This window comes from Spirillospora sp. NPDC047279, assembly GCF_040643285.1.
Lineage (GTDB): Bacteria > Actinomycetota > Actinomycetes > Streptosporangiales > Streptosporangiaceae > Spirillospora.
Window position 1 is genome coordinate 512,281 of record NZ_JBEYUA010000004.1, and the last position, 17,624, is coordinate 529,904.

Annotated in this window: 20 protein-coding genes; 10 read left to right on the forward strand and 10 right to left on the reverse strand. The window is 72.2% G+C overall.

What is annotated here, in order from left to right; translation table 11 throughout:
• Positions 1 to 39 precede the first annotated feature (39 nt).
• The gene (locus ABZ810_RS12985) at positions 40 to 1,182 is read right to left on the reverse strand and encodes a hypothetical protein (protein WP_358402678.1); all 1,143 of its coding nucleotides are present in this window, start codon (positions 1,180 to 1,182) and stop codon (positions 40 to 42) included.
• 133 nt (positions 1,183 to 1,315) lie between these two features.
• Here ABZ810_RS12985 and ABZ810_RS12990 point away from each other — a divergent pair, with 133 nt between their 5' ends.
• A complete protein-coding gene (locus ABZ810_RS12990) occupies positions 1,316 to 1,633 on the forward strand; it encodes a hypothetical protein (protein WP_358402680.1) in 318 nt (105 codons plus the stop codon).
• Complete coding sequence (locus ABZ810_RS12995; protein ID WP_358402682.1) at positions 1,630 to 2,061, forward strand: RidA family protein; 432 nt, start codon at positions 1,630 to 1,632, stop codon at positions 2,059 to 2,061. The genes ABZ810_RS12990 and ABZ810_RS12995 overlap by 4 nt, the downstream gene beginning before the upstream one ends.
• Here the strand turns inward: ABZ810_RS12995 and ABZ810_RS13000 are convergent.
• Positions 2,036 to 2,935, reverse strand: a complete 900-nt coding sequence (locus ABZ810_RS13000; protein WP_358402684.1) for a LysR family transcriptional regulator — start codon at positions 2,933 to 2,935, stop codon at positions 2,036 to 2,038. The two genes, ABZ810_RS12995 and ABZ810_RS13000, sit on opposite strands and share 26 nt — an antisense overlap.
• A gap of 187 nt (positions 2,936 to 3,122) precedes the next feature.
• Between ABZ810_RS13000 and ABZ810_RS13005 the strand changes: the two genes are divergently transcribed.
• The gene (locus tag ABZ810_RS13005) at positions 3,123 to 3,551 is read left to right on the forward strand and encodes a PaaI family thioesterase (RefSeq protein ID WP_358402872.1); all 429 of its coding nucleotides are present in this window, start codon (positions 3,123 to 3,125) and stop codon (positions 3,549 to 3,551) included.
• Positions 3,552 to 3,596: 45 nt separating this feature from the next.
• Positions 3,597 to 4,463 carry an arylamine N-acetyltransferase gene (locus ABZ810_RS13010; RefSeq protein ID WP_358402686.1) on the forward strand — a complete coding sequence of 289 codons (867 nt, stop codon included), beginning with the start codon at positions 3,597 to 3,599 and terminating at the stop codon, positions 4,461 to 4,463.
• 100 nt (positions 4,464 to 4,563) lie between these two features.
• Here ABZ810_RS13010 and ABZ810_RS13015 read toward each other — a convergent pair whose 3' ends face one another.
• The 7 genes from ABZ810_RS13015 to ABZ810_RS13045 form a co-directional block, all read right to left on the reverse strand.
• Entirely contained in the window at positions 4,564 to 5,331 is a 768-nt protein-coding gene (locus ABZ810_RS13015; RefSeq protein ID WP_358402688.1) for an ABC transporter permease, read from the reverse strand.
• Positions 5,328 to 6,056, reverse strand: a complete 729-nt coding sequence (locus ABZ810_RS13020; protein WP_358402690.1) for an ATP-binding cassette domain-containing protein — start codon at positions 6,054 to 6,056, stop codon at positions 5,328 to 5,330. Before ABZ810_RS13020 ends, ABZ810_RS13015 begins: the two co-directional genes overlap by 4 nt.
• Positions 6,057 to 6,144: 88 nt before the next feature.
• Positions 6,145 to 6,798 carry a response regulator transcription factor gene (locus tag ABZ810_RS13025; RefSeq protein ID WP_358402692.1) on the reverse strand — a complete coding sequence of 218 codons (654 nt, stop codon included), beginning with the start codon at positions 6,796 to 6,798 and terminating at the stop codon, positions 6,145 to 6,147.
• Positions 6,795 to 7,967: a histidine kinase gene (locus tag ABZ810_RS13030; RefSeq protein ID WP_358402694.1), complete on the reverse strand. Its 1,173-nt coding sequence runs from the start codon at positions 7,965 to 7,967 to the stop codon at positions 6,795 to 6,797. Before ABZ810_RS13030 ends, ABZ810_RS13025 begins: the two co-directional genes overlap by 4 nt.
• Positions 7,968 to 8,051: 84 nt before the next feature.
• Positions 8,052 to 8,345: a hypothetical protein gene (locus ABZ810_RS13035; RefSeq protein WP_358402696.1), complete on the reverse strand. Its 294-nt coding sequence runs from the start codon at positions 8,343 to 8,345 to the stop codon at positions 8,052 to 8,054.
• Positions 8,346 to 8,354: 9 nt separating this feature from the next.
• Complete coding sequence (locus tag ABZ810_RS13040; RefSeq protein WP_358402698.1) at positions 8,355 to 9,149, reverse strand: DNA-formamidopyrimidine glycosylase family protein; 795 nt, start codon at positions 9,147 to 9,149, stop codon at positions 8,355 to 8,357.
• 18 nt (positions 9,150 to 9,167) lie between these two features.
• Entirely contained in the window at positions 9,168 to 9,632 is a 465-nt protein-coding gene (locus tag ABZ810_RS13045; protein ID WP_358402700.1) for an Rrf2 family transcriptional regulator, read from the reverse strand.
• Positions 9,633 to 9,916: 284 nt separating this feature from the next.
• On the opposite strand from ABZ810_RS13045, the gene ABZ810_RS13050 reads away from it, so the two are divergent.
• A complete protein-coding gene (locus ABZ810_RS13050; RefSeq protein ID WP_358402702.1) occupies positions 9,917 to 10,057 on the forward strand; it encodes a hypothetical protein in 141 nt (46 codons plus the stop codon).
• A 150-nt stretch (positions 10,058 to 10,207) separates the two neighbouring features.
• On the opposite strand, the gene ABZ810_RS13055 is transcribed toward ABZ810_RS13050, so the two are convergent.
• On the reverse strand, positions 10,208 to 11,431 hold the full coding sequence (locus tag ABZ810_RS13055) for an ROK family transcriptional regulator (protein ID WP_358402704.1): 1,224 nt from the start codon (positions 11,429 to 11,431) through the stop codon (positions 10,208 to 10,210).
• Positions 11,432 to 11,691: 260 nt separating this feature from the next.
• On the opposite strand from ABZ810_RS13055, the gene ABZ810_RS13060 reads away from it, so the two are divergent.
• The 5 genes from ABZ810_RS13060 (at position 11,692) to ABZ810_RS13080 (ending at position 17,479) form a co-directional block, all read left to right on the forward strand.
• A complete protein-coding gene (locus ABZ810_RS13060; RefSeq protein ID WP_358402706.1) occupies positions 11,692 to 12,960 on the forward strand; it encodes an extracellular solute-binding protein in 1,269 nt (422 codons plus the stop codon).
• 157 nt (positions 12,961 to 13,117) lie between these two features.
• Positions 13,118 to 14,089, forward strand: coding sequence for a sugar ABC transporter permease (locus tag ABZ810_RS13065; RefSeq protein WP_358402708.1), 972 nt, complete (start codon positions 13,118 to 13,120; stop codon positions 14,087 to 14,089).
• Positions 14,086 to 14,982: a carbohydrate ABC transporter permease gene (locus ABZ810_RS13070; RefSeq protein ID WP_358402710.1), complete on the forward strand. Its 897-nt coding sequence runs from the start codon at positions 14,086 to 14,088 to the stop codon at positions 14,980 to 14,982. The genes ABZ810_RS13065 and ABZ810_RS13070 overlap by 4 nt, the downstream gene beginning before the upstream one ends.
• A complete protein-coding gene (locus tag ABZ810_RS13075; protein ID WP_358402712.1) occupies positions 14,979 to 16,424 on the forward strand; it encodes a glycoside hydrolase family 3 N-terminal domain-containing protein in 1,446 nt (481 codons plus the stop codon). Before ABZ810_RS13070 ends, ABZ810_RS13075 begins: the two co-directional genes overlap by 4 nt.
• Positions 16,425 to 16,807: 383 nt before the next feature.
• The gene (locus ABZ810_RS13080; protein ID WP_358402714.1) at positions 16,808 to 17,479 is read left to right on the forward strand and encodes a hypothetical protein; all 672 of its coding nucleotides are present in this window, start codon (positions 16,808 to 16,810) and stop codon (positions 17,477 to 17,479) included.
• Positions 17,480 to 17,624: the final 145 nt, after the last annotated feature.

Here is a 17,624-nt window from a genome sequence, read left to right on the forward strand (position 1 = left end):
GGCCGGGTACGCCGGGCGGGCGAGTGACGGGCCGGAAGCCTAGGCGTCCGGCTGAGGGCCCGGCTGAGGGGCCGGCCGGTCATCTGGCGGGGTTTCCGGCTGCGCGTCCGGAGCGTCCGGCCGGGCTTCGGGGTGGCGGGCGTAGCGGGTCAGGACCTCCTCCAGGTCGCTGACGATGGGGCGGAAGAATTCTCCGCGGGCGCCCTGGTCGGTCATGGTCGTGACGGCGAAGTTGAGGGCGCCGAATCCCGCCAGCAGGGCGGCGCAGCGCAGGAGTGCCTGCGGCACGCCGGGGATGATCGAGGGGCGGGGCTCGGCGCCCACCCAGGTGGTGGCCGTGGCCGGGTCGACGGCGATCACGCCCAGGAGCGTGAAGAACGCGAAGACGCCGAGACCGACCACGGTGGCCTGGACGATCTGGCGGGTGGCCAGGACGGTCAGCACGTTCCAGGTCTGCTTTTTCGTCAGCGCGACCCCGTCCAGGGCGAGGATCTCGTCGCCGAGACGGCTCGCGCTGGCCGCCACCGTGACGGCGGCGAAGAGGAGCAGGACGAGGACCATACGCGGCCAGGTGATGCTGTCGCCGAGCTGCCACATCTCCCCGGCGAAGAACGCGAGGAAGGTGACGAAGAGCAGCGTCGGCAGCGCGCGGCCGTGGAGGCGGGCGGAGTTGAGGAGGTCGTGCCAGGACTGCCGGGCGCCGATGCGGACCAGTGCGATCACGCCGAGGCTGACTCCGGCGTAGCAGGCGACCAGCCACACCGCCGCGACCACTTCGAAGACGATCGCGGTCACCAGCGCGGCGTTCATGGGCGAGAGCCGGAACTCCAGGCCGAGCGCCTGGTAGGCGTTCTCGCCCAGGGAGGCGAAGTCGACGAGCACCACGATCACCGGGACCGCGAAGTAGAGGACGAGGACGGCGACGAACGTCCACCAGGGCAGGACCCGGTGGTGCGTCCGCAGGGCGGTGCACGCCTGCCACGCCAGCCGGCAGGCCACGGCGCCGCTCAGGCCCATCCAGATGAACGCCGTCTCGTCGTCCGGCATCGCCGGGAGCGGGAGCAGCCCGCCCGCCAGGAATGCCAGCCCGGGCAGCATCCGCGGGATCACGTGGGTGCGCGGGTGCCATCCCGGCACCAGCTGGGGGAGGCCGGCGCGGACGAGGAAACGTTCGGTGTCCATGCGGATCAGCAAACAGGACCCGGCCCTTCCGCGCTCGCGCAACGCCGCGCCATCCCCGCGCCGGGCGCCGTTCACGTCGGGCTCCTACGGTGCGGCGCGGCCGGGGCGGTGAAGCTGCCCTACCTGCTGGCCGGTGCCGGGATGTTCTGGCTTCCCGTGGTACGAGGCGCTGCTGTTCCCGCTCGTCGCGCTGGCACCGGCGTCGCGGCTCGACTGGCTCCAGCTCGCCCGGACCCTGGTGGCCACGATCGGCGCCCTGCCCGGCGTCGTCATGCGCCTGGGCGACTCCTGGCTGCGTTCGGCGGTGGAGACCGGCCCGCCGCCCGACGTCGTTCCGGTGCTCCTGCTGCTGCTCGCGGTATCGGCCGTCCGGCTCGCCCTGCCGCGCGTCCGGCCGCCGCCCGCGCGCGGATCGCCGGTCGTGCCCGGTCTGCGAGACTTGGGAGCATGATCGATCCTGCGCCCTCCGTCCGCCTCGTCCGCAATGCCGACCTCGCCCAGACCGTCGACTACGCCTACGCGGCGGTGGCCGAGGCGCCGGTGCGGGCGATCTGGACGGCCGGGGCGTGCCCGCTGGACGCCTCGGGCGCCACCGTGGCGGCCGGCGACTTCGCCGGGCAGGCGCGGCAGGTGATGAGCAACCTGGTGGCGGCCCTGGAGAGCGCCAACGCCACGCTCCGGGACGTCGTGAAGACGACCGTGTACGTCGCGTCGTCCCGGCGGGAGGACCTCGTGGCGGCCTGGGACGTCGTCCGGGAGCACATGGGGGAGCACGACGCGCCCAGCACGCTGCTCGGCGTCGCCGCCCTCGGCTACGACGACCAGCTCGTGGAGGTCGAGGCCGTGGCGGTCATCATCGAGGAACGCCTGAACGGTTGAGCTCCGTGACCACGGTGTCGGCGAACTCCAGCGCCAGCGGGGTCAGCGCGTCCCACTGACGGGCCGCCCAGCCCGCGCCGAGCGGCGGCAGGCCGGAGATCGGGACCAGCCTGACGACGCCCGGCCCGCGGCCCCAGCCGGGCAGGGCGGGCAGGACCGCCTGGCCCACCCCCAGCTCCGCCAGCAGGAGGGCGGTGTCCCAGTCGGCCACGCTGGTGGTCGACGTCAGCCGCACGCCGTGGCGTTCGAGGTGCATCTCCAGGTGGACGCGGGACGTCGACCGTTCGGGCAGCTCGATGTGCCGGATGCCGGCCAGCTCGGCTGGCGTGACCGTGTCGCGGCGGCCGAGCGGGTCGTCGGCGCGCACGGCGAGCACCCAGGGCAGCTCGTAGGACGTCCGCTGCTCGACGCCGTCGAGGGGCGGCCCGACGGTGACCCAGGCCAGGTCGGCGTCGTGCGACCGGACCGCCTCCAGGCAGCGGCGGCTGGAGTCGGCCGTCACGAACTGGAGGTTGACCTCGGGGTGGCGGGCGCGGAACGTGGTGACGCCGGCTCCCATGAAATGCCGGACGGTCGTCGCACCGGTCGCCACCCTGATCGTGCCCGCGACGCCGCTCCGCAGGTCGTCCAGGCGCCGCAGCGCGTCGTCCAGCCCGGCGAGGCCCTGGGCCGCCGCCCGGCGGAGGATCTCGCCCGCCTGAGTGGGCGCCACGCCGCGCCGGCGGCGTTCGAGCAGGGTGAGGCCGGTCTCGCGCTCCAGGCGCCGCACGTGCTGGCTGACCGCCGACTGGCTGCACGACAGGGTGCGGGCGACGGCGCTCAGGTTGCGGGCCTCGCACACCGCGACGAACACCCGCAGGTCGTCCAGAGTCACAGACCCAAGTTATCTCTGGGGGATCGGCAAGTAAATCCGAGAATTGACTTGGGTGTGGCGGCATCGCAGGATCGACCACGAGGGCACCGGATCCGGTGACCCGTTTACGGGCGGCGACCTGCCCGGGGACGACCCGGGAACGTTCTCCGGGCAGGCGCCGACCCCCGTCGCCCGAGAGGGGCCGGTTGTGATCAACAACAGCGACGACCTGGCGGAACTGGGCAGGGAACTCGGCGCCACCCACCGCGGGCTCGACGACCGGATGGGCATCGAGCTCCTGGAGGCCGGCCCGGAACGGGTCGTGGCCCGCATGCCGGTGGCGCCCAACACCCAGGCGTACGGCACGCTGCACGGCGGCGCCTCCTGCGTCCTCGCCGAGACGACCGCGTCGCTGGGCGCCGCCATCCACGCCGGTCAGGGACGGATGGCCCTCGGCATCGAGATCAACGCCAGCCACCACCGCCCGGCGTCGTCCGGGCACGTGACGGCCGTGGCGACCAAGGTCAGCGCGGGCCGCAACCTCGCCACCTACGACGTGAGCATCACCGACGACGAGGGCCGCGCCGTCTGCACCGCGCGGGTCACCTCGATGCTCCGCGACCGCCCGGGCTCCTGAGCACCCCCCTTGCCGCCGGGCGATCACTGGGGCAGGCTCCCTAAGGTGTCGATCGACGTTGACGGATATCTGGCCCGGCTCGGGCTGCCCCGGCCGGGCGGCGGCCCGAGCGTGGCGGGCCTGCGCCGGCTGCACGAGGCCCATGTCGAGCGCATCCCCTACGAGGCGCTCGACATCCAGCTCGGCCGGATGACCTCGATCGACCCGTACTGGGCGGCCGAGCGCATCACGGCCAAGGGGCGCGGCGGCTACTGCTACCACCTCAACGGCGCGTTCTCCCTCCTCCTGCGCGAGCTGGGCTATGACGTGACCTGGCACCGCTCCGGCGGGCAGAACCACGGCGAGCCCCCGCCCGGCTCCGCCTGGGCCAACCACCTCGGGCTGACCGTCCACGGGCTGCCGGACGAGGAGTCGCCGTCGGGCGACTGGCTCATCGACGCCGGCATGGGCGACGGGATCCACGGGCCCCTGCCCCTGCGCTACGGCGAGTACACGCAGGGGCCGATGACCTTCCGGCTGTCGCGTTCGGACACCGATCCCGGCGGCTGGCGGTTCGACCACGACCCGGGCGGGTCGTTCGCGGGCATGGACTTCGCCCCGGCCGTGGCCGAGGTGGGGGCGTTCGCCGAGCGCCACGAGTACCTGTCGACCTCGCCCCGCTCGGGCTTCGTCCGCACCTGCGTGGTCATGCGCCGGGAGGCGCGCGGCGTCGACTCGCTCACCGGCTGCGTGCTGCGCCGGGCCGGCGACCTCGCCCCGCCCCGCACCATCGACGACCAGGCCGAGTGGTGGGCGGTGCTGGACGAGATCTTCGGCCTGCGCCCCGCCGACCTCGACCCCGCCGAACGCGCCGTGATCTGGGACCGAGTCCACTCCGCCCACAAGGAATGGCAACGCACCCGCCCCGCGTAGGGCTTGTCCCAGAACCGGCCGCTCCACCACGCGGTGCGCAGGCGCACACCCTGCGGAGCCGTCGTCGATCACCAGCCGAACCCGCCTCGGCCCCCGCGCCCTACGCATCGCGGCGGGTGAGGGCGGTGGCTGCCGCGGCGAGGGCGGCGGCCGCGTAGGCGGCCAGGAGCGCGAACGCGGCCAGCGGGGGGAGGGCCGGGTCGTCGGCGCTTCCCGCGATCTGCGGGGCCAGTCCGGTCGGCAGGAGAGAGGCGATCGCCTCGCCCTGGGCCGGGAACACGAATCGGGCGAAGACGGGGAGCACGAACATCACCGTGCCGATCGTGACCAGGGCGCTCGCGGTCGAGCGGAGCATGGTGCCGGCGCCGAGGCCGACGAGACCGATCACGGTGACCGAGAGGCCCGCGGCGAACGCGTCGGGCAGGCCGTCCGGCACCGAGGAGAAGGCCGCGATCGGTGCGGGCCGGTCGCCCGCGATCAGCCTGCCGAGGAGCAGTGCGGCGAGCGCGATCACCTGGCCGGTGACGAACGCGACCGCGCCGATCACCGCCGCCTTGGCGGCCAGCAGCCGGTGTCGGCGCGGCACCGCCGCCAGGCTGAGACGGATCGTCCCGGACGAGTACTCCGTCGTGATCATGAGGGCGCCCAGGGCCGCCAGGCAGAACTGTGCGAACGGCACGGCCAGGATCGCCGGGTCGGCGCCGGTGAAGGTCGCGCGCTCGGCCACGGACGCGCCGTCCCAGTCGGCCGTCATCAGCGCGGCCACCCCGCTCCCGGCGACGAGCGCGAGCACGGTCGAGGCCAGGACGTAGCGGGTCGAACGCACCGAGCGCAGCTTGCGCCACTCGGCGGAGATCACGGCGTTCATCGGGCGGCCCCTTCGGCTCGGTAGTCGACGCTGTCGCCGGTCAGCTCCAGGTAGGCGTCCTCGAGCGAGACGCCGCGCGAGGTCAGCCCGGCCATCGGCGCCTCGGCGAGCAGCCGCCCGCGCCCCACCACCAGGACGTGGTCGGCGGTCCGCGCCATCTCGCCCAGCAGATGGCTCGACACCAGGACGGTGCGGCCCTCGGCGGCCATGCCGCGCATCAGCTCGCGGATCCACCGGATGCCCTCCGGGTCGAGGCCGTTGACCGGCTCGTCGAAGAGCACCACGCCGGGGTCGCCGAGCAGCGCCGCCGCGACGCCGAGCCGCTGCCGCATGCCCAGGGAGAAGCCGCCGACCCGACGCCGCGCCACGCCGGAGAGCCCGGCCCGCTCCAGCACCGCGGCGACCCTGGCGCGGCCGATGCCGTTGCTGCGGGCCAGCCAGTCGAGATGGTCGAACGCGGTGCGGCCGCCGTGCACCGCGCCCGCGTCCAGCAGCGCGCCCACCTCGCGCAGCGGGTGCTCGAACGACGCGTAGGGCCGCCCGGCGACGAGGGCCTGCCCAGAGGTCGGCCGGTCCAGCCCGAGGATCATGCGCAGGGTGGTCGACTTGCCCGCCCCGTTCGGCCCCAGGAAGCCGGTCACCCGGCCCGGCCCGGCGGTGAACGACAACCCGTCGACGGCGGAGACCCGGCCGTACCGTTTGGTCAGCTCACGTACTTCGATCATGCGTCCACGATCGCGCCCGGCGAGGGCGCGGCACATCGGACCAGAGCCGACACTTCGGGGTCAGCCCAGGGGTGACATCCGCCGCGGTCTACCCGGCCAGGCCGGACTCGTAGGCGATGATCACGAGCTGGGCGCGGTCGCGGGCGTCGAGCTTGGTGAGCAGGCGTCCCACGTACGTCTTCACGGTGGCGAGGCTGAGGTGCAGATGCTCGGCGATCTCGCTGTTGGACAACCCGCGCGCGATGAGCGCGAGGACCTCGCGTTCGCGGTCGGTCACGCCGTCGAGCGTGCGCGGCAGGGGCCGGGCGGGCTCGGGCCGGGCCGCGAACTCCTCGATCAGCCGCCGCGTGACGGTGGGCGCGAGCAGCGCCTCACCGGCGGCGATGACGCGGATCGCGTCGAGCAGGTCGGCCGGCGGGGTGTCCTTCAGCAGGAACCCGCTGGCCCCCGCGCGCAGCGCCGAGAAGATGTAGGAGTCGAGGTCGAACATGGTGAGCATCAGGACCCGGACGGCCGCGGTCTCCGCCGCCTCGCGGATGCGCCGGGTGGCCTCGATGCCGTCCATCTCCGGCATCCGTACGTCCATCAGCACCACGTCCGGCATCAGGTCGCGGACCATCGCGACCGCCTCCGCCCCGGTGGCCGCCTCGCCGACGACCGACAGGCCCGGCGAGGTCTCCAGGAGGGCGCGGAAGCTGCCGCGCAGCAGCGCCTGGTCGTCGGCGACCAGCACCCGGATCACGCGGCCTCCCGACGGTAGGGGAGCGTCGCGGTCACCCGGAAGCCGCCCTCGGCGCGCGGGCCCGCCGCGAAGTCGCCGCCGTACATCGCCACCCGTTCCCGTATGCCGACCAGCCCGTGCCCGCCCGCCCCGGCTCCCGGCCCGGAGCCGGAGCCGGAGCCGGAGCCAGGGGCGGCGGACGAGGGCGTGCCGTCGTCGGTCACCTCGATCCTGACCCCCTCGGCGCCGCCCGCGACCGTCACCCGGCAGTGCGCGGGCGCCGCGTGCTTGACCACGTTCGTCACGGCCTCCTGGACGATCCGGTAGGTCGCCAGCTGCACCGCCTCGGGGAGGTCGTGGGCGTCGTCGATGGTGAGCCGGACCCGGACTCCCGCGTCCGCCACCCGTTCGGCGAGCTCGGGCAGGGCGGCGACGCCCGGGGACGGCGCCAGTCCGGCCTCGCCGGGCGAACGCAGCACGCCCAGCAGGCGGCGCATCTCGGCGAGCGCGTCCTTGCTGGTGGTCTCGATGACGCGCAGCGCCTCCCTGGCCTCCTCGGGGCGGCTGTCGGCGATGTAATTGGCGATCGACGCCTTCACCGCGATCAGGCCCATGCCGTGGGTGACCACGTCGTGCAGCTCGCGGGCGATCCGCAGCCGCTCGGCCACCACGATCTGCTGGGCGCGGTCGCGTTCGGCCCGGACGGCGGCGGCCCGCCGGGCCCGGACCCAACGCCCGGTCAGCCAGGTCGCCGCCATCAGCACCCAGGCCGTCACCGTGCCCCACAGCGCGGCCTCCCAGCCGTGGAACGGGTCGGTGGCGACGACGGCCGGGGCCGCGGCGGCCGTGAGCGCGAGCGCGCGCAGCGAACGGCGCGCCGGCTCGCTGACGGTGACCATGTAGAGCGCCAGCGCCACCGCGACGTACGCCCCCCACAACGCGCCGGTGACGTAGGCGACGACCCAGACGGCCAGCGCGGCGATCAGGGCGCGGAACGGCCAGCGCCGGCGGATCACGACGGTGGCCGCCAGCGCCGTCGCGCTGAGGCAGGCCACCATGAAGTCGAACGCGAAGGCCGGGCTGTCCTTGAGGAGGTTGCCCGCGATCAGGATCTGGACCAGCCCCAGCAACACGGCCGCCGCGATGTCGAGGGCGGTCATCAGCCGGGGGCGGCGGGTGTGCTCGGTCACCGGCGCACGGTATCCGAGCCGTTGTTTCCGCGCATCAGCCCGCTGTGGATCATCCTGAGGGATGACGGGGGGCGGGGTCGCGGGTCAGCCGTCGCTGGAACCCAGATGGCGGACGACGCTGACCTTGAAGTACGTCGGGCCGCCGCCCATCTTGGCCTTGTGGGCCACGACCCACTGGTCCTCGCCGACCTGGTAGACGTCCCGGCGCATGCTGATCACCCCGGCCAGCTGCGGCCGGAAGTTGAACGCCATGTCCTGCCCGGCCTCCCGCGCCGCGGCGAGGTCGTCGCCGACGGGCCGTACCTGGGAGACGTGCCACTGCCCGTTGGAGCTCTTGCGCTCCTCGACCATCAGGGCCCAGATCGCGGGGGACTGCACAGGTTCACCTCAAGACGGGGGCGGGGAGGGGGACGGCTGGCAGCGGGGGCACCAGAACGTGACACGGGGGCCGACGTCGGAGGCCTGGTCGGCGCGCTGGACGGGGGTACGGCAGCGGCGGCACGGGCGGCCCGCCCGCCCGTACACCCAGTGCTCGCGGCCGCGCCGGCGGTCGCCCGTCGTGATGTGCCCGTGCCGCTCCTTGTTGGCCTCCAGCAGGCGGTGGGCCAGCTGGACCATCGACGGCATGTCGGACACGTCGCGGATCGGCGTCCACGGATGGACGCCGCGCAGGAAGAGGACCTCGGCCTTGTAGACGTTGCCGATTCCGGCCAGCCGGGTCTGGTCGAGCAGCGCCTCGCCGATGGCCCGGTCGGGCTGCTCGCACAGCCGCCGCACGGCCTCGGCGCCGTCCCAGTCGGGCCCGAGGAGGTCGGGGCCGAGATGCCCGACCGCCCTGGCCTCGTCGGACGTGCGAAGGAGCTCCAGGATGCCGAGCGAGTAGCCGAGGGCCTGCCACTCCTCGTTGGCCAGGATCACCCGGATCCGGTGGTCGGAGGGCGGCGTGCCGGGGCGGCGGATCCGCCACGAGCCCTCCATCAGCAGATGGCTGTGCACGGTGAGGCCGCCGCCCACCCGGATCAGCAGGTGCTTGCCGCGGGCCACGACGTCCAGCACGGGCCGTCCGCGCAGGTCGGTCGTGGCCAGCTTCGGGATGCGGAAGTCACTGCGCGTCAGCGGCCGCCCGGTGAGCGCCTCGTCGAGGCGCCGGGCGGTCAGCCAGACGACATCGCCTTCCGGCACGTCAGCCGTCCCGTCCTGTCAGATGAAGGAGGGGCTTTCCCAGGCCGATGGGTCTTCGGTGAGCTTGCGGACCGGGGCGGGAAGCTCACCCGACGCTATGTGGGCGAGCGTCACCTGTTCGAGGATGGCGCGCTCGCTGGCGCGGAGCGCGATCCACACCTCCTGGAGCGAACGCGCCGGCCCCTCGTAACCGACGTGCTCGGGGCGTTCGCCACGGACGCCCAGCAGCGGGCCGTCGATGGCGCGGATGATGTCGGCCAGGGAGATCTGGTCGGCGGGCCTGGCCAGCCAGTAGCCCCCTTCCGGGCCGCGCTGGCTCCGGACCAGGCCGGAACGGCGCAGCTGGCCGAGGATGTTCTCGAGGAATTTGGGCGGGATCTGCTGGGCCTGGGCGAGCTGGACGGCGGTCACCGGATGACTTCCGGCCACCGCCAGCTCCGCGGAGGCACGCAGTGCGTAGTCGACCCGGGCGGACAATCGCATGAACGTATTATCCCTTGCCGATCGGACTGGTTGGGCTTACCAGGGCCGTCCCGCGCCCGACGGCGCCCTCCGGAAGCCCTCCAGAAGGCCGTTCGGAAGCCTTCCGGTAGGGACACCGAACCCTTTTCCGCCCGATTTCGCAACCCATGGGACGTATGCGTCTCCCCATGAGGTCTGACAAGAAATCATCCCTGTGGTGGATGGTGTTCCGCCTGATTCTTCAGGACCATTGAGTCACAAGGGGTACGGGGATGCGGTGACCCGCCGCGGAACGGGGAAGCACGATGACACCCACGGCACGATGGGCGGCGGCGCAACGACGCAAGCGTCAGATCATCAGCCAGACCGTCCGGGATCGCGCCATGCAGGACCCCAGGCGCCAGGCCAGGGACCACGACGAGGTCCGTCCGCTGGCCGCCGCCTGACACGCCTGCGGCTCCCGAAGAAGATCGACCCACCTGGATTCAGCACCCGCCGAGATTTCACACCCGCCAACCAGAACGATCGGCACGCCGACGCCTCCGCGCCCCAGGGACGCGGAGGCGTTCTTCGTTCCGGCTCGGTCCTCGGCGGCCTCAGTCCCCGGCGGCCGCGGAGAAGACCTCGTCGCGGGCCTGCTCCAGGGCGGCGTGGAGGGCGCCGCGCAGGACGGCGTTGCCCTCGACGGCGGTGACGGCGATGGTGGGGCTCGTGGGGCTGATGCGGTTGACGGCGTGCGAGATGCGGGTGGCCAGGGGCTGGCCGCCGGCGCGGCCCAGCTGGCCGGCCAGGACGACCAGGCCCGGGTCGAGGACGATGTTGACCGACGTCACGCCGTACGAGATGCGGTGGGCCAGCTCGTCCAGGAAGGCGCTGCCACGGTCCTCGTTCAGGGCGGCGGCCCGGACGCACTCGACGGCGGTGGGCTCGGTGAAGCCGTGCGCGTGGGCCAGTCCGCGGACGGCGTCGGCGCCGACCAGCGAGCCGTAACCGCCGGCCAGGGCCGGGATGCCCCAGCTGGTCGATTCGGTGAAGCCCTCGTCGGCCGGGTCGCGGCGGACGTCGCCCGAGGGAAGGGGCGCGCCGGGCACGGGCAGGTAGCCGATCTCGCCCGCGCCGCCGGAGCGGCCGCGGTGCAGCCGGCCGCCGAGCATGACCGAGAGGCCCATGCCGCGGTCGAGCCACATGAGGGCGAAGTCCTCGGCGCCCTGGGCGGCGCCGTACGCACGTTCGGCGACGGCGGCCAGGTTGACGTCGTTCTCGATGATCACGGGCCGCCGGAGATCGGTTTTCAGCCCAGCGAGAACACCCTCGTGCCAGGATGGCAGGTCGAACGAGAACTGCACGTCGCCGGTACGGGGGTCGACGACGCCGGGAGTCCCGATGACGAAGGCGTTCAGGCGTGAGAGCGCGACCTTGGCGGACCGGCAGGCCTTCGCGACCGCGTTGTGCACCGTCTTCACCGGGTCATCGGCCCCGTTCGGGTCGACTGTAACCTGGGCCGCGATACTGCCCGTGATGTCCGCGACGCCGGCAGTGACCCCGTCGGGGCCGACCTCGAGGCCCGCCACGTACGCGCTCGACGGCACCACCGCGTAGAGCGCCGCGTTCGGCCCCCGGCCGCCCGCCTGCTCCCCGACGACCTCGACCAGGCCGCGCTCCTCGAGCCGGGAGAGCAGCTGGGAGGCGGTGACCTTGGAAAGCCCGGTGTGCTCGCCGATCTGCGCGCGGGTCAGCGGTCCTTGCCCGACCAGCAGGTCCAGCGCGGCGCGGTCGTTGAGTTCGCGCAGCAGCCGTGGCGTCCCCGGTCGTCTGGACATGCTCGGCCCCTCAAAGTCTCAATCCGCTAACAAGCGGTTTTGTTTAGGAAAGTTTCTTGTTAGTTTACGCGCAAGCGCCTCGGAGGCCCAGACCGGGTGATGAGGCGCACATCGAGCGCCGACTGGCGAGCAGGGCGTCCCGCGGCCGGTGCGAGGAAGAGCTGGGCATGGCTGGACCCTAAAGGGTCCGGGCCCGCTCCACTGCCCCGACGGTCGGGGATGCACTCACGGTGATGCCATGCCGGAAAGGAAAAACCCCAGTGAAGTACACCAAGGTTGCGGCCGTAGCGGCCGCGATCGCCCTGGCCGCCACGGCCTGCGGCGGCGGCGATGAGAAGTCCGAGGGCGGCGCGGCCAAGGACCCGGCGAAGCTGACGGTCTGGATGATGGGCGAGGGCACGCCCGAGCAGACCAAGTTCCTCGACGGCGTCGAGACCGATTTCAAGCAGAAGCACCCGGGCACCGACGTCGTGATCAAGTACGTGCCGTGGCCGCAGGTCGCCACCACGTTCCAGAAGGCGGCGGCCGGCGGCGAGGGCCCCGACGTCACCGAGCTGGGCAACACCGACGTTCAGTCGCACATCGAGCAGGGCAACCTGGCCGACGTCTCCGCGCAGTTCGACAAGTGGGCCGACGGCAAGACCCTCAACAAGACCGCGCTGGAGAACGACCGGTCTGGCGGCAAGACCTACGCCGTGCCGTGGTACGGCGGCGTCCGCGGCGTGTGGTTCCGCAAGGACTGGTTCGACGAGCTGCAGATCGCGCAGCCCAAGACCTGGGCCGAGCTGTCCGCCGCGGCCAAGAAGATCCAGGACGCCAAGAAGGTCCCGGGCATCGGCGTGCCGAGCGACCAGACCAACGCCCTCCTCAGCTTCATCTGGGGCAACGGCGGCGACGTCGCGGTCAAGGAGGGCGACAAGTTCGTCGGCAAGCTCGACCAGCCGCAGGCCAAGGAGGCCGTGGACTTCTACACCGGCCTGGTGACCAAGGACAAGGTCGCGCCCGAGAAGTACATCGGCAAGCACGAGCTCGACGGCCCGCAGCGCGACTTCGCCCTCGGCAAGATCGGTATGTACTTCGACGGCAGCTGGGCCTTCAAGGAGATGAAGAAGATCTCCCCGAAGGACGCCGACAAGTGGGCGGTCTTCCCGATCCCGAGCAAGGCCGGCGGCAACGCGCCCGTCATGGCCGGCGGTTCCGACGTGGCCGTCTGGAAGGACTCCAAGGCCACCGACGCCGCGTTCGACTACATCGCGGTGCTCAACACCGCCAAGAACGCCCAGGCGTGGGCGGACTACAGCGGCTTCTCGTCCATGCGCTCGGACGTGAAGTTCAGCGACCCCAAGCTGGCGATCTTCACCGACATCGCGGGCAACACCAAGTTCCCGCCGATCAGCGCCGGCTGGGGCGAGTTCGAGCAGGCCAAGAAGGTGCTGCCGAACGCGATCAAGGCGATCATGCAGGGCAAGGCGTCCGACGGCGAGCTGAAGAAGGCCAACGAGCAGGCCACCACGCTGCTCAACCCGTAAGGCGGCGGTTCCTTCACCGGCGTCCCGGGGGCCTTCGGGTCCTCACCCCGAAGGCCCCCGGGATCTCCATCGCCTCACCGGCCTCCTCGCGCGCCCGCCCACACGTCAGCGCGCACATCAGCGCCCCGCCCATTTCCCGGCTGATCGGACTGAGTCCATGCTCGACACCGCCCCAGCGGTGCGGAAGACCCCGGATCGGAAGACCTCCGGCGCGGCACGCTCCCGCCGCCGGCCCCGCTTCGGGCCGTACCTGCTGATCGCCCCGACGCTGGTCGTCATCGCCGTCCTGATGTTCTGGCCGATGATCCAGATCGCGATCATGTCGTTCCAGAAGGTCGGCAACCGCCAGCTCCGCGGCGAGCCCGCCGAGCAGGTGGGCACCGAGAACTACAAGACGATCTTCAACGATCCGTTCTTCTGGCAGACGTTCAAGCACACCGTGCTGTTCGCGCTGGTGGCCGTGTCGCTGACGATGATCATCGGCACCCTGATCGGCCTGCTGCTGCACCAGCTCGGCCGGCGCATGGCGAGCTTCGTCTCGGGCGGCGTCATGGTCGCCTGGGCCACCCCGCCGGTGACCGCGGCGATCATCATCTCGTGGCTCTTCGGCTCCACCGGCGGCCTGGTCAACTGGTCCCTGGACCTGCTGCCCGACTGGCTCGTGGGCGGCGGCTGGGAGGACTACAACTGGTTCGCCACGCCGCTGTCGACCTACACGGTGCTGACGATCTGCGTGGTCTGGCAGGCCTGCCCGTTCATCGCGGTGTCGGTGCTGGCCGGCCTCAAGAGCGTGCCCAGCGAGCTGTACGAGGCGGCGCGGGTGGACGGCTCGGGCCCGTGGCGCTCGTTCTGGAGCATCACCTTCCCGGTCCTCAAGCCGATCTTCATGGTGCTGCTGGTCATGTCGATCATCTGGGACTTCAAGGTCTTCACCCAGCTGTTCATCATGTCCGGCCTGGCCAACCGAGACTCCTTCAACCTCTCGCTGTACGCGTACTCCGAGGCGTTCGGATCGCTCAACCCCAAGCTCGGCATGGGCTCGGCGATCGCGATGGTGCTCACGGTGATCCTGCTCATCGTCACGGCCCTGTACGTCCGGGTCATGGTCCGACAGGGAGAGACCAAATGAGTGTGAGCGCGAGCCCCCGCGCGGCGGCCCGGACGGGCGGCGGCCGCGCCAGGCGCAGGCGCCTGCTGCGCAAGGGCGCCCTCAACGGCGCCGGGATCCTGATCTTCCTGCTGGCGGTCTTCCCGGTCTTCTGGATGGTCTCCACCGCGTTCAAGCCGAACGACGAGATCTTCAGCACGACGCCCAAGCCGCTGCCGGCGCACCCCACGCTCGACCACTTCGACCTGGTGCTGAACGGCCAGATCGCGGAGACCTCGTTCTGGGTCTACTTCCGCAACAGCGCCATGCTCGCCCTCGTCACCGTGGTCGTCTCCGGCCTGCTGGCGGTCCTGGCCGCCACGGCGGTCGCGCGTTACCGCTTCACGTTCCGGACCACGTTCCTGATCATGTTGCTGATCGTGCAGATGGTGCCGCTGGAGGCGCTGGTCATCCCGCTCTTCCTGGACCTGAAGCAGCTCGACCTGCTCAACAGCCTGCCCGGGCTGGTGATCGTCTACGCCGGCTTCGCCGTGCCGTTCGCGATCTGGATGTTGCGCGGCTTCGTCGCCGCGGTGCCCAAGGAACTGGAGGAGGCCGCCGCCATCGACGGCGCCGGCCCGATCCGCACGTTCTTCCGGGTCCTGCTCCCGCTGATCGCGCCGGGCCTGGTCGCGACCAGCATCTTCTCCTTCATCACCGCCTGGAACGAGCTGATCTTCGCCTACACGTTCCTGGACGACCAAGACAAGTACACCTTGCCGATCATGCTGCAGTTCTTCTTCAGCCGTAGCGGCAACTCCTGGGGGCCCATCATGGCAGCGTCCACGCTGCTCACCATTCCCGTGATCATCTTCTTCCTCGTCGTCCAGCGCCGCATGGTGTCCGGCCTGACCGCCGGGGCGGTGAAGGGATGAGCGACGACGACCTCGGACGGCTGGCCCGCGGGACCCTGCTGCCGTCGTTCCCCGGCGCGAGCGCGCCCCGCTGGCTCCTGGACGAGCTGGAGAGGGGGCTCGGCGGCGTCACCCTCTTCGCGCTGATCGGCAACGTGCCGAGCCCGGAGGCGCTCACCGCCCTCACGGCCGAGATGCGCAAGGCCGCCGACCCGATCATCACGATCGACGAGGAGGGCGGCGACGTCACCCGGCTCGGCGGCCACCTCACCGGCAGCCCGTACCCCGGCAACGCCGCGCTCGGCGCCGTCGACGACCCCGAGCTCACCCGGCGGGTCTACCGTTCCCTCGCCGCCGAGTGCGCCGAGGTCGGCGTGAACCTCAACTTCGCCCCGTCGGTGGACGTCAACACCGCCGCCGACAACCCGGTGATCGGCACCCGCTCGTTCGGCTCCGACCCCGAGCTGGTCGCCCGGCACGCCGTCGCCTCGGTGATCGGCACCCAGGAGGCCGGCGTCGCGGCCTGCGCCAAGCACTTCCCCGGGCACGGCGCGACCATCGACGACTCCCATCTCGGCGTGCCGATCGTGGACGCCGACCTGGACCTCCTCGACCGCCGTGACCTGGTCCCGTTCCGGGCCGCCGTCCAGGCCGGCACCCAGGCGGTGATGACCGGCCACCTCAACCTGCCGTCCATCACCCGGGGCGTGCCGTCCACGCTCTCGTCCGCCGCGATCACCGGCCTGCTGCGCGAGCACCTCGGCTACCAGGGGGTCATCGTCACCGACGCGCTCGACATGGAGGGCGCCAGCGGCGCCATCGGCATCCCCGAGGCGTCCGTGCGCGCGCTGCTGGCGGGCGCGGACCTGCTCTGCCTCGGGCCGAACGAGCACGAGGAGAGCCTGCGGGCCGTCCTCGCCGCCATCGAACGGGCCGTGCACGACGGCCGCCTGCCCCTCGAACGCCTCCGCGACGCCGCCCGGCGCACCCAGGGGCTGAAGGACTGGCTGGCCGGCCAGACCCCCGGCGTGGTCGACCGTTCCGTCGGCGTCGAGGCCGCCCGCCGCGCGGTTCACGTGACCGGCGAGTTCCCCGGGCTGACCAGCGGCCCGCTCGTGGTCGAACTGGCCTCCACCGGCAACATCGCGGTCGGCCCGACCCCGTGGGGCCTCAACCCGTGGGTCCCCGACGCCGTGCGGGCCGAGGGCGACCCGGCCGAGGCGCCTGCCCTGCTGGAACGTGCCACGGGCCGTGGTCTGGTCATCGTTCTCCGTGACGCCCACCGGCACTCCGGCCAGCGCGCCCTCACCACCGCCCTCCTCCAGGCTCGCCCCGACGCCATCGTGGTCGAGATGGGCCTCCCGGTCTGGCTTCCCGAAGGCGCCGTCCATGTGGCCACTTATGGAGCGGCCCAGGCCAATGCCCAGGCCGCCGCCGAACTCCTGGGCCTCACGAGGGCCTGACCCGACCATCTCAGGCCCTCGCCTGACCCTCGGTCCCTGTGCTCGACGGCAGGCGGGACTCCGTGCCGGACGCGGCCGGGGCCCCGCCTGCTGAATGTCCTTCGAGCGTTCTTTCGGGGGTTTTTGGCGGTTGCCCTTGCTGGGCGTTGACGCGTGGACGATCGTTGACGCCGGATGGGGCCGGGGTGGCGCTGCGGTCTTTGTCCTGAAGATGCGAATCGCCTTGACGATCGTGACCGGAGGGGCGGATGGTACTGCTGACACGGAAGCGGGCCCGGGCTCGTCCAGGTCCATCCGTACGGCGCGAGGAGCTCGAAGTGGAACGGGAGCTCGACGTGGAACGGGAGTCGGCGGGGTACCTGGCAGAGCCGGTGATCTGACCCATGGGAACGCGTCGCGAACGGCTGACCGACCGGTCGTTCTTCGATCGGCGGTACCTCGTGGCGTTCGGGATGGCGGCGGTCTTCGCGGGCCTGGTGCTGCACTCGATGCCCGCCGTCGTCGGTTCGGGCGACGTCGATCCGCCGCCGCAGGCGCGGGCGCTGCTGCCGACCGGCCCCGCCGCGACGCCGACCGAGGCGTCGCCCACGCCGACCGAGACCCCGTCGCCCACGCCCACGCCGACCCAGAAGGCGACCTCCCGGCCACCCGCCGCGCTGCCGCGGGTGACGCTCGACTTCCCCGAGCGGGGCCAGCGGATCCCGGAGGACCGCGATTTCGTCGCAGGTGGAACGGTCCGCGACCTCGGTGACGATGACCTGCGGATCTTCATCTTCTCGGAGGAGCGGCGCCGCCACTACCTGGCCGACTACCGCGCCGAGAAGATCGGCGACAACCGGTGGGAGATCCGTTCCACCGGCATCGGCCGGGAGTGGGGCCGCGAGGGCGACCGGTACCTCGTCCAGGTCGTCCGCGCCGGCGGGCGCTGCCAGGACAAGCTGGACGGCCTCGAACTCGGGGACGACCGCTACCCGGCGTTCGACGACCTGCCGGACGGCTGCGCCGTCGCCGCCCAGGTACGGATCGTCGAGGCGGACACGGGCCGGCGCGGCTGATCGAGCCGGGCCGAGCCGCGTCGAGCCGGCTTGAGCCGGATCGCGGGTGCGCGCGGGGTGGGCGCGGACGGCGGCCCGGCCTGAGATCATTTGGGGGAACGGGCCGGCGCGTCCGCCCGTTCGACTGAAGGTGGTCCACGAGAGC

Excerpts from the sequence above, each read along its gene's own strand:
- ABZ810_RS12985 (WP_358402678.1), bottom strand. The coding sequence starts at position 1,182 with ATGGACACCGAACGTTTCCTCGTCCGCGCCGGCCTCCCCCAGCTGGTG.
- ABZ810_RS12995 (WP_358402682.1), top strand. The coding sequence starts at position 1,630 with ATGATCGATCCTGCGCCCTCCGTCCGCCTCGTCCGCAATGCCGACCTC.
- ABZ810_RS13015 (WP_358402688.1), bottom strand. The coding sequence starts at position 5,331 with ATGAACGCCGTGATCTCCGCCGAGTGGCGCAAGCTGCGCTCGGTGCGT.
- ABZ810_RS13020 (WP_358402690.1), bottom strand. The coding sequence starts at position 6,056 with ATGATCGAAGTACGTGAGCTGACCAAACGGTACGGCCGGGTCTCCGCC.
- ABZ810_RS13045 (WP_358402700.1), bottom strand. The coding sequence starts at position 9,632 with ATGCGATTGTCCGCCCGGGTCGACTACGCACTGCGTGCCTCCGCGGAG.
- ABZ810_RS13050 (WP_358402702.1), top strand. The coding sequence starts at position 9,917 with ATGACACCCACGGCACGATGGGCGGCGGCGCAACGACGCAAGCGTCAG.
- ABZ810_RS13055 (WP_358402704.1), bottom strand. The coding sequence starts at position 11,431 with ATGTCCAGACGACCGGGGACGCCACGGCTGCTGCGCGAACTCAACGAC.
- ABZ810_RS13065 (WP_358402708.1), top strand. The coding sequence starts at position 13,118 with ATGCTCGACACCGCCCCAGCGGTGCGGAAGACCCCGGATCGGAAGACC.
- ABZ810_RS13070 (WP_358402710.1), top strand. The coding sequence starts at position 14,086 with ATGAGTGTGAGCGCGAGCCCCCGCGCGGCGGCCCGGACGGGCGGCGGC.
- ABZ810_RS13075 (WP_358402712.1), top strand. The coding sequence starts at position 14,979 with ATGAGCGACGACGACCTCGGACGGCTGGCCCGCGGGACCCTGCTGCCG.
- ABZ810_RS13080 (WP_358402714.1), top strand. The coding sequence starts at position 16,808 with ATGGGAACGCGTCGCGAACGGCTGACCGACCGGTCGTTCTTCGATCGG.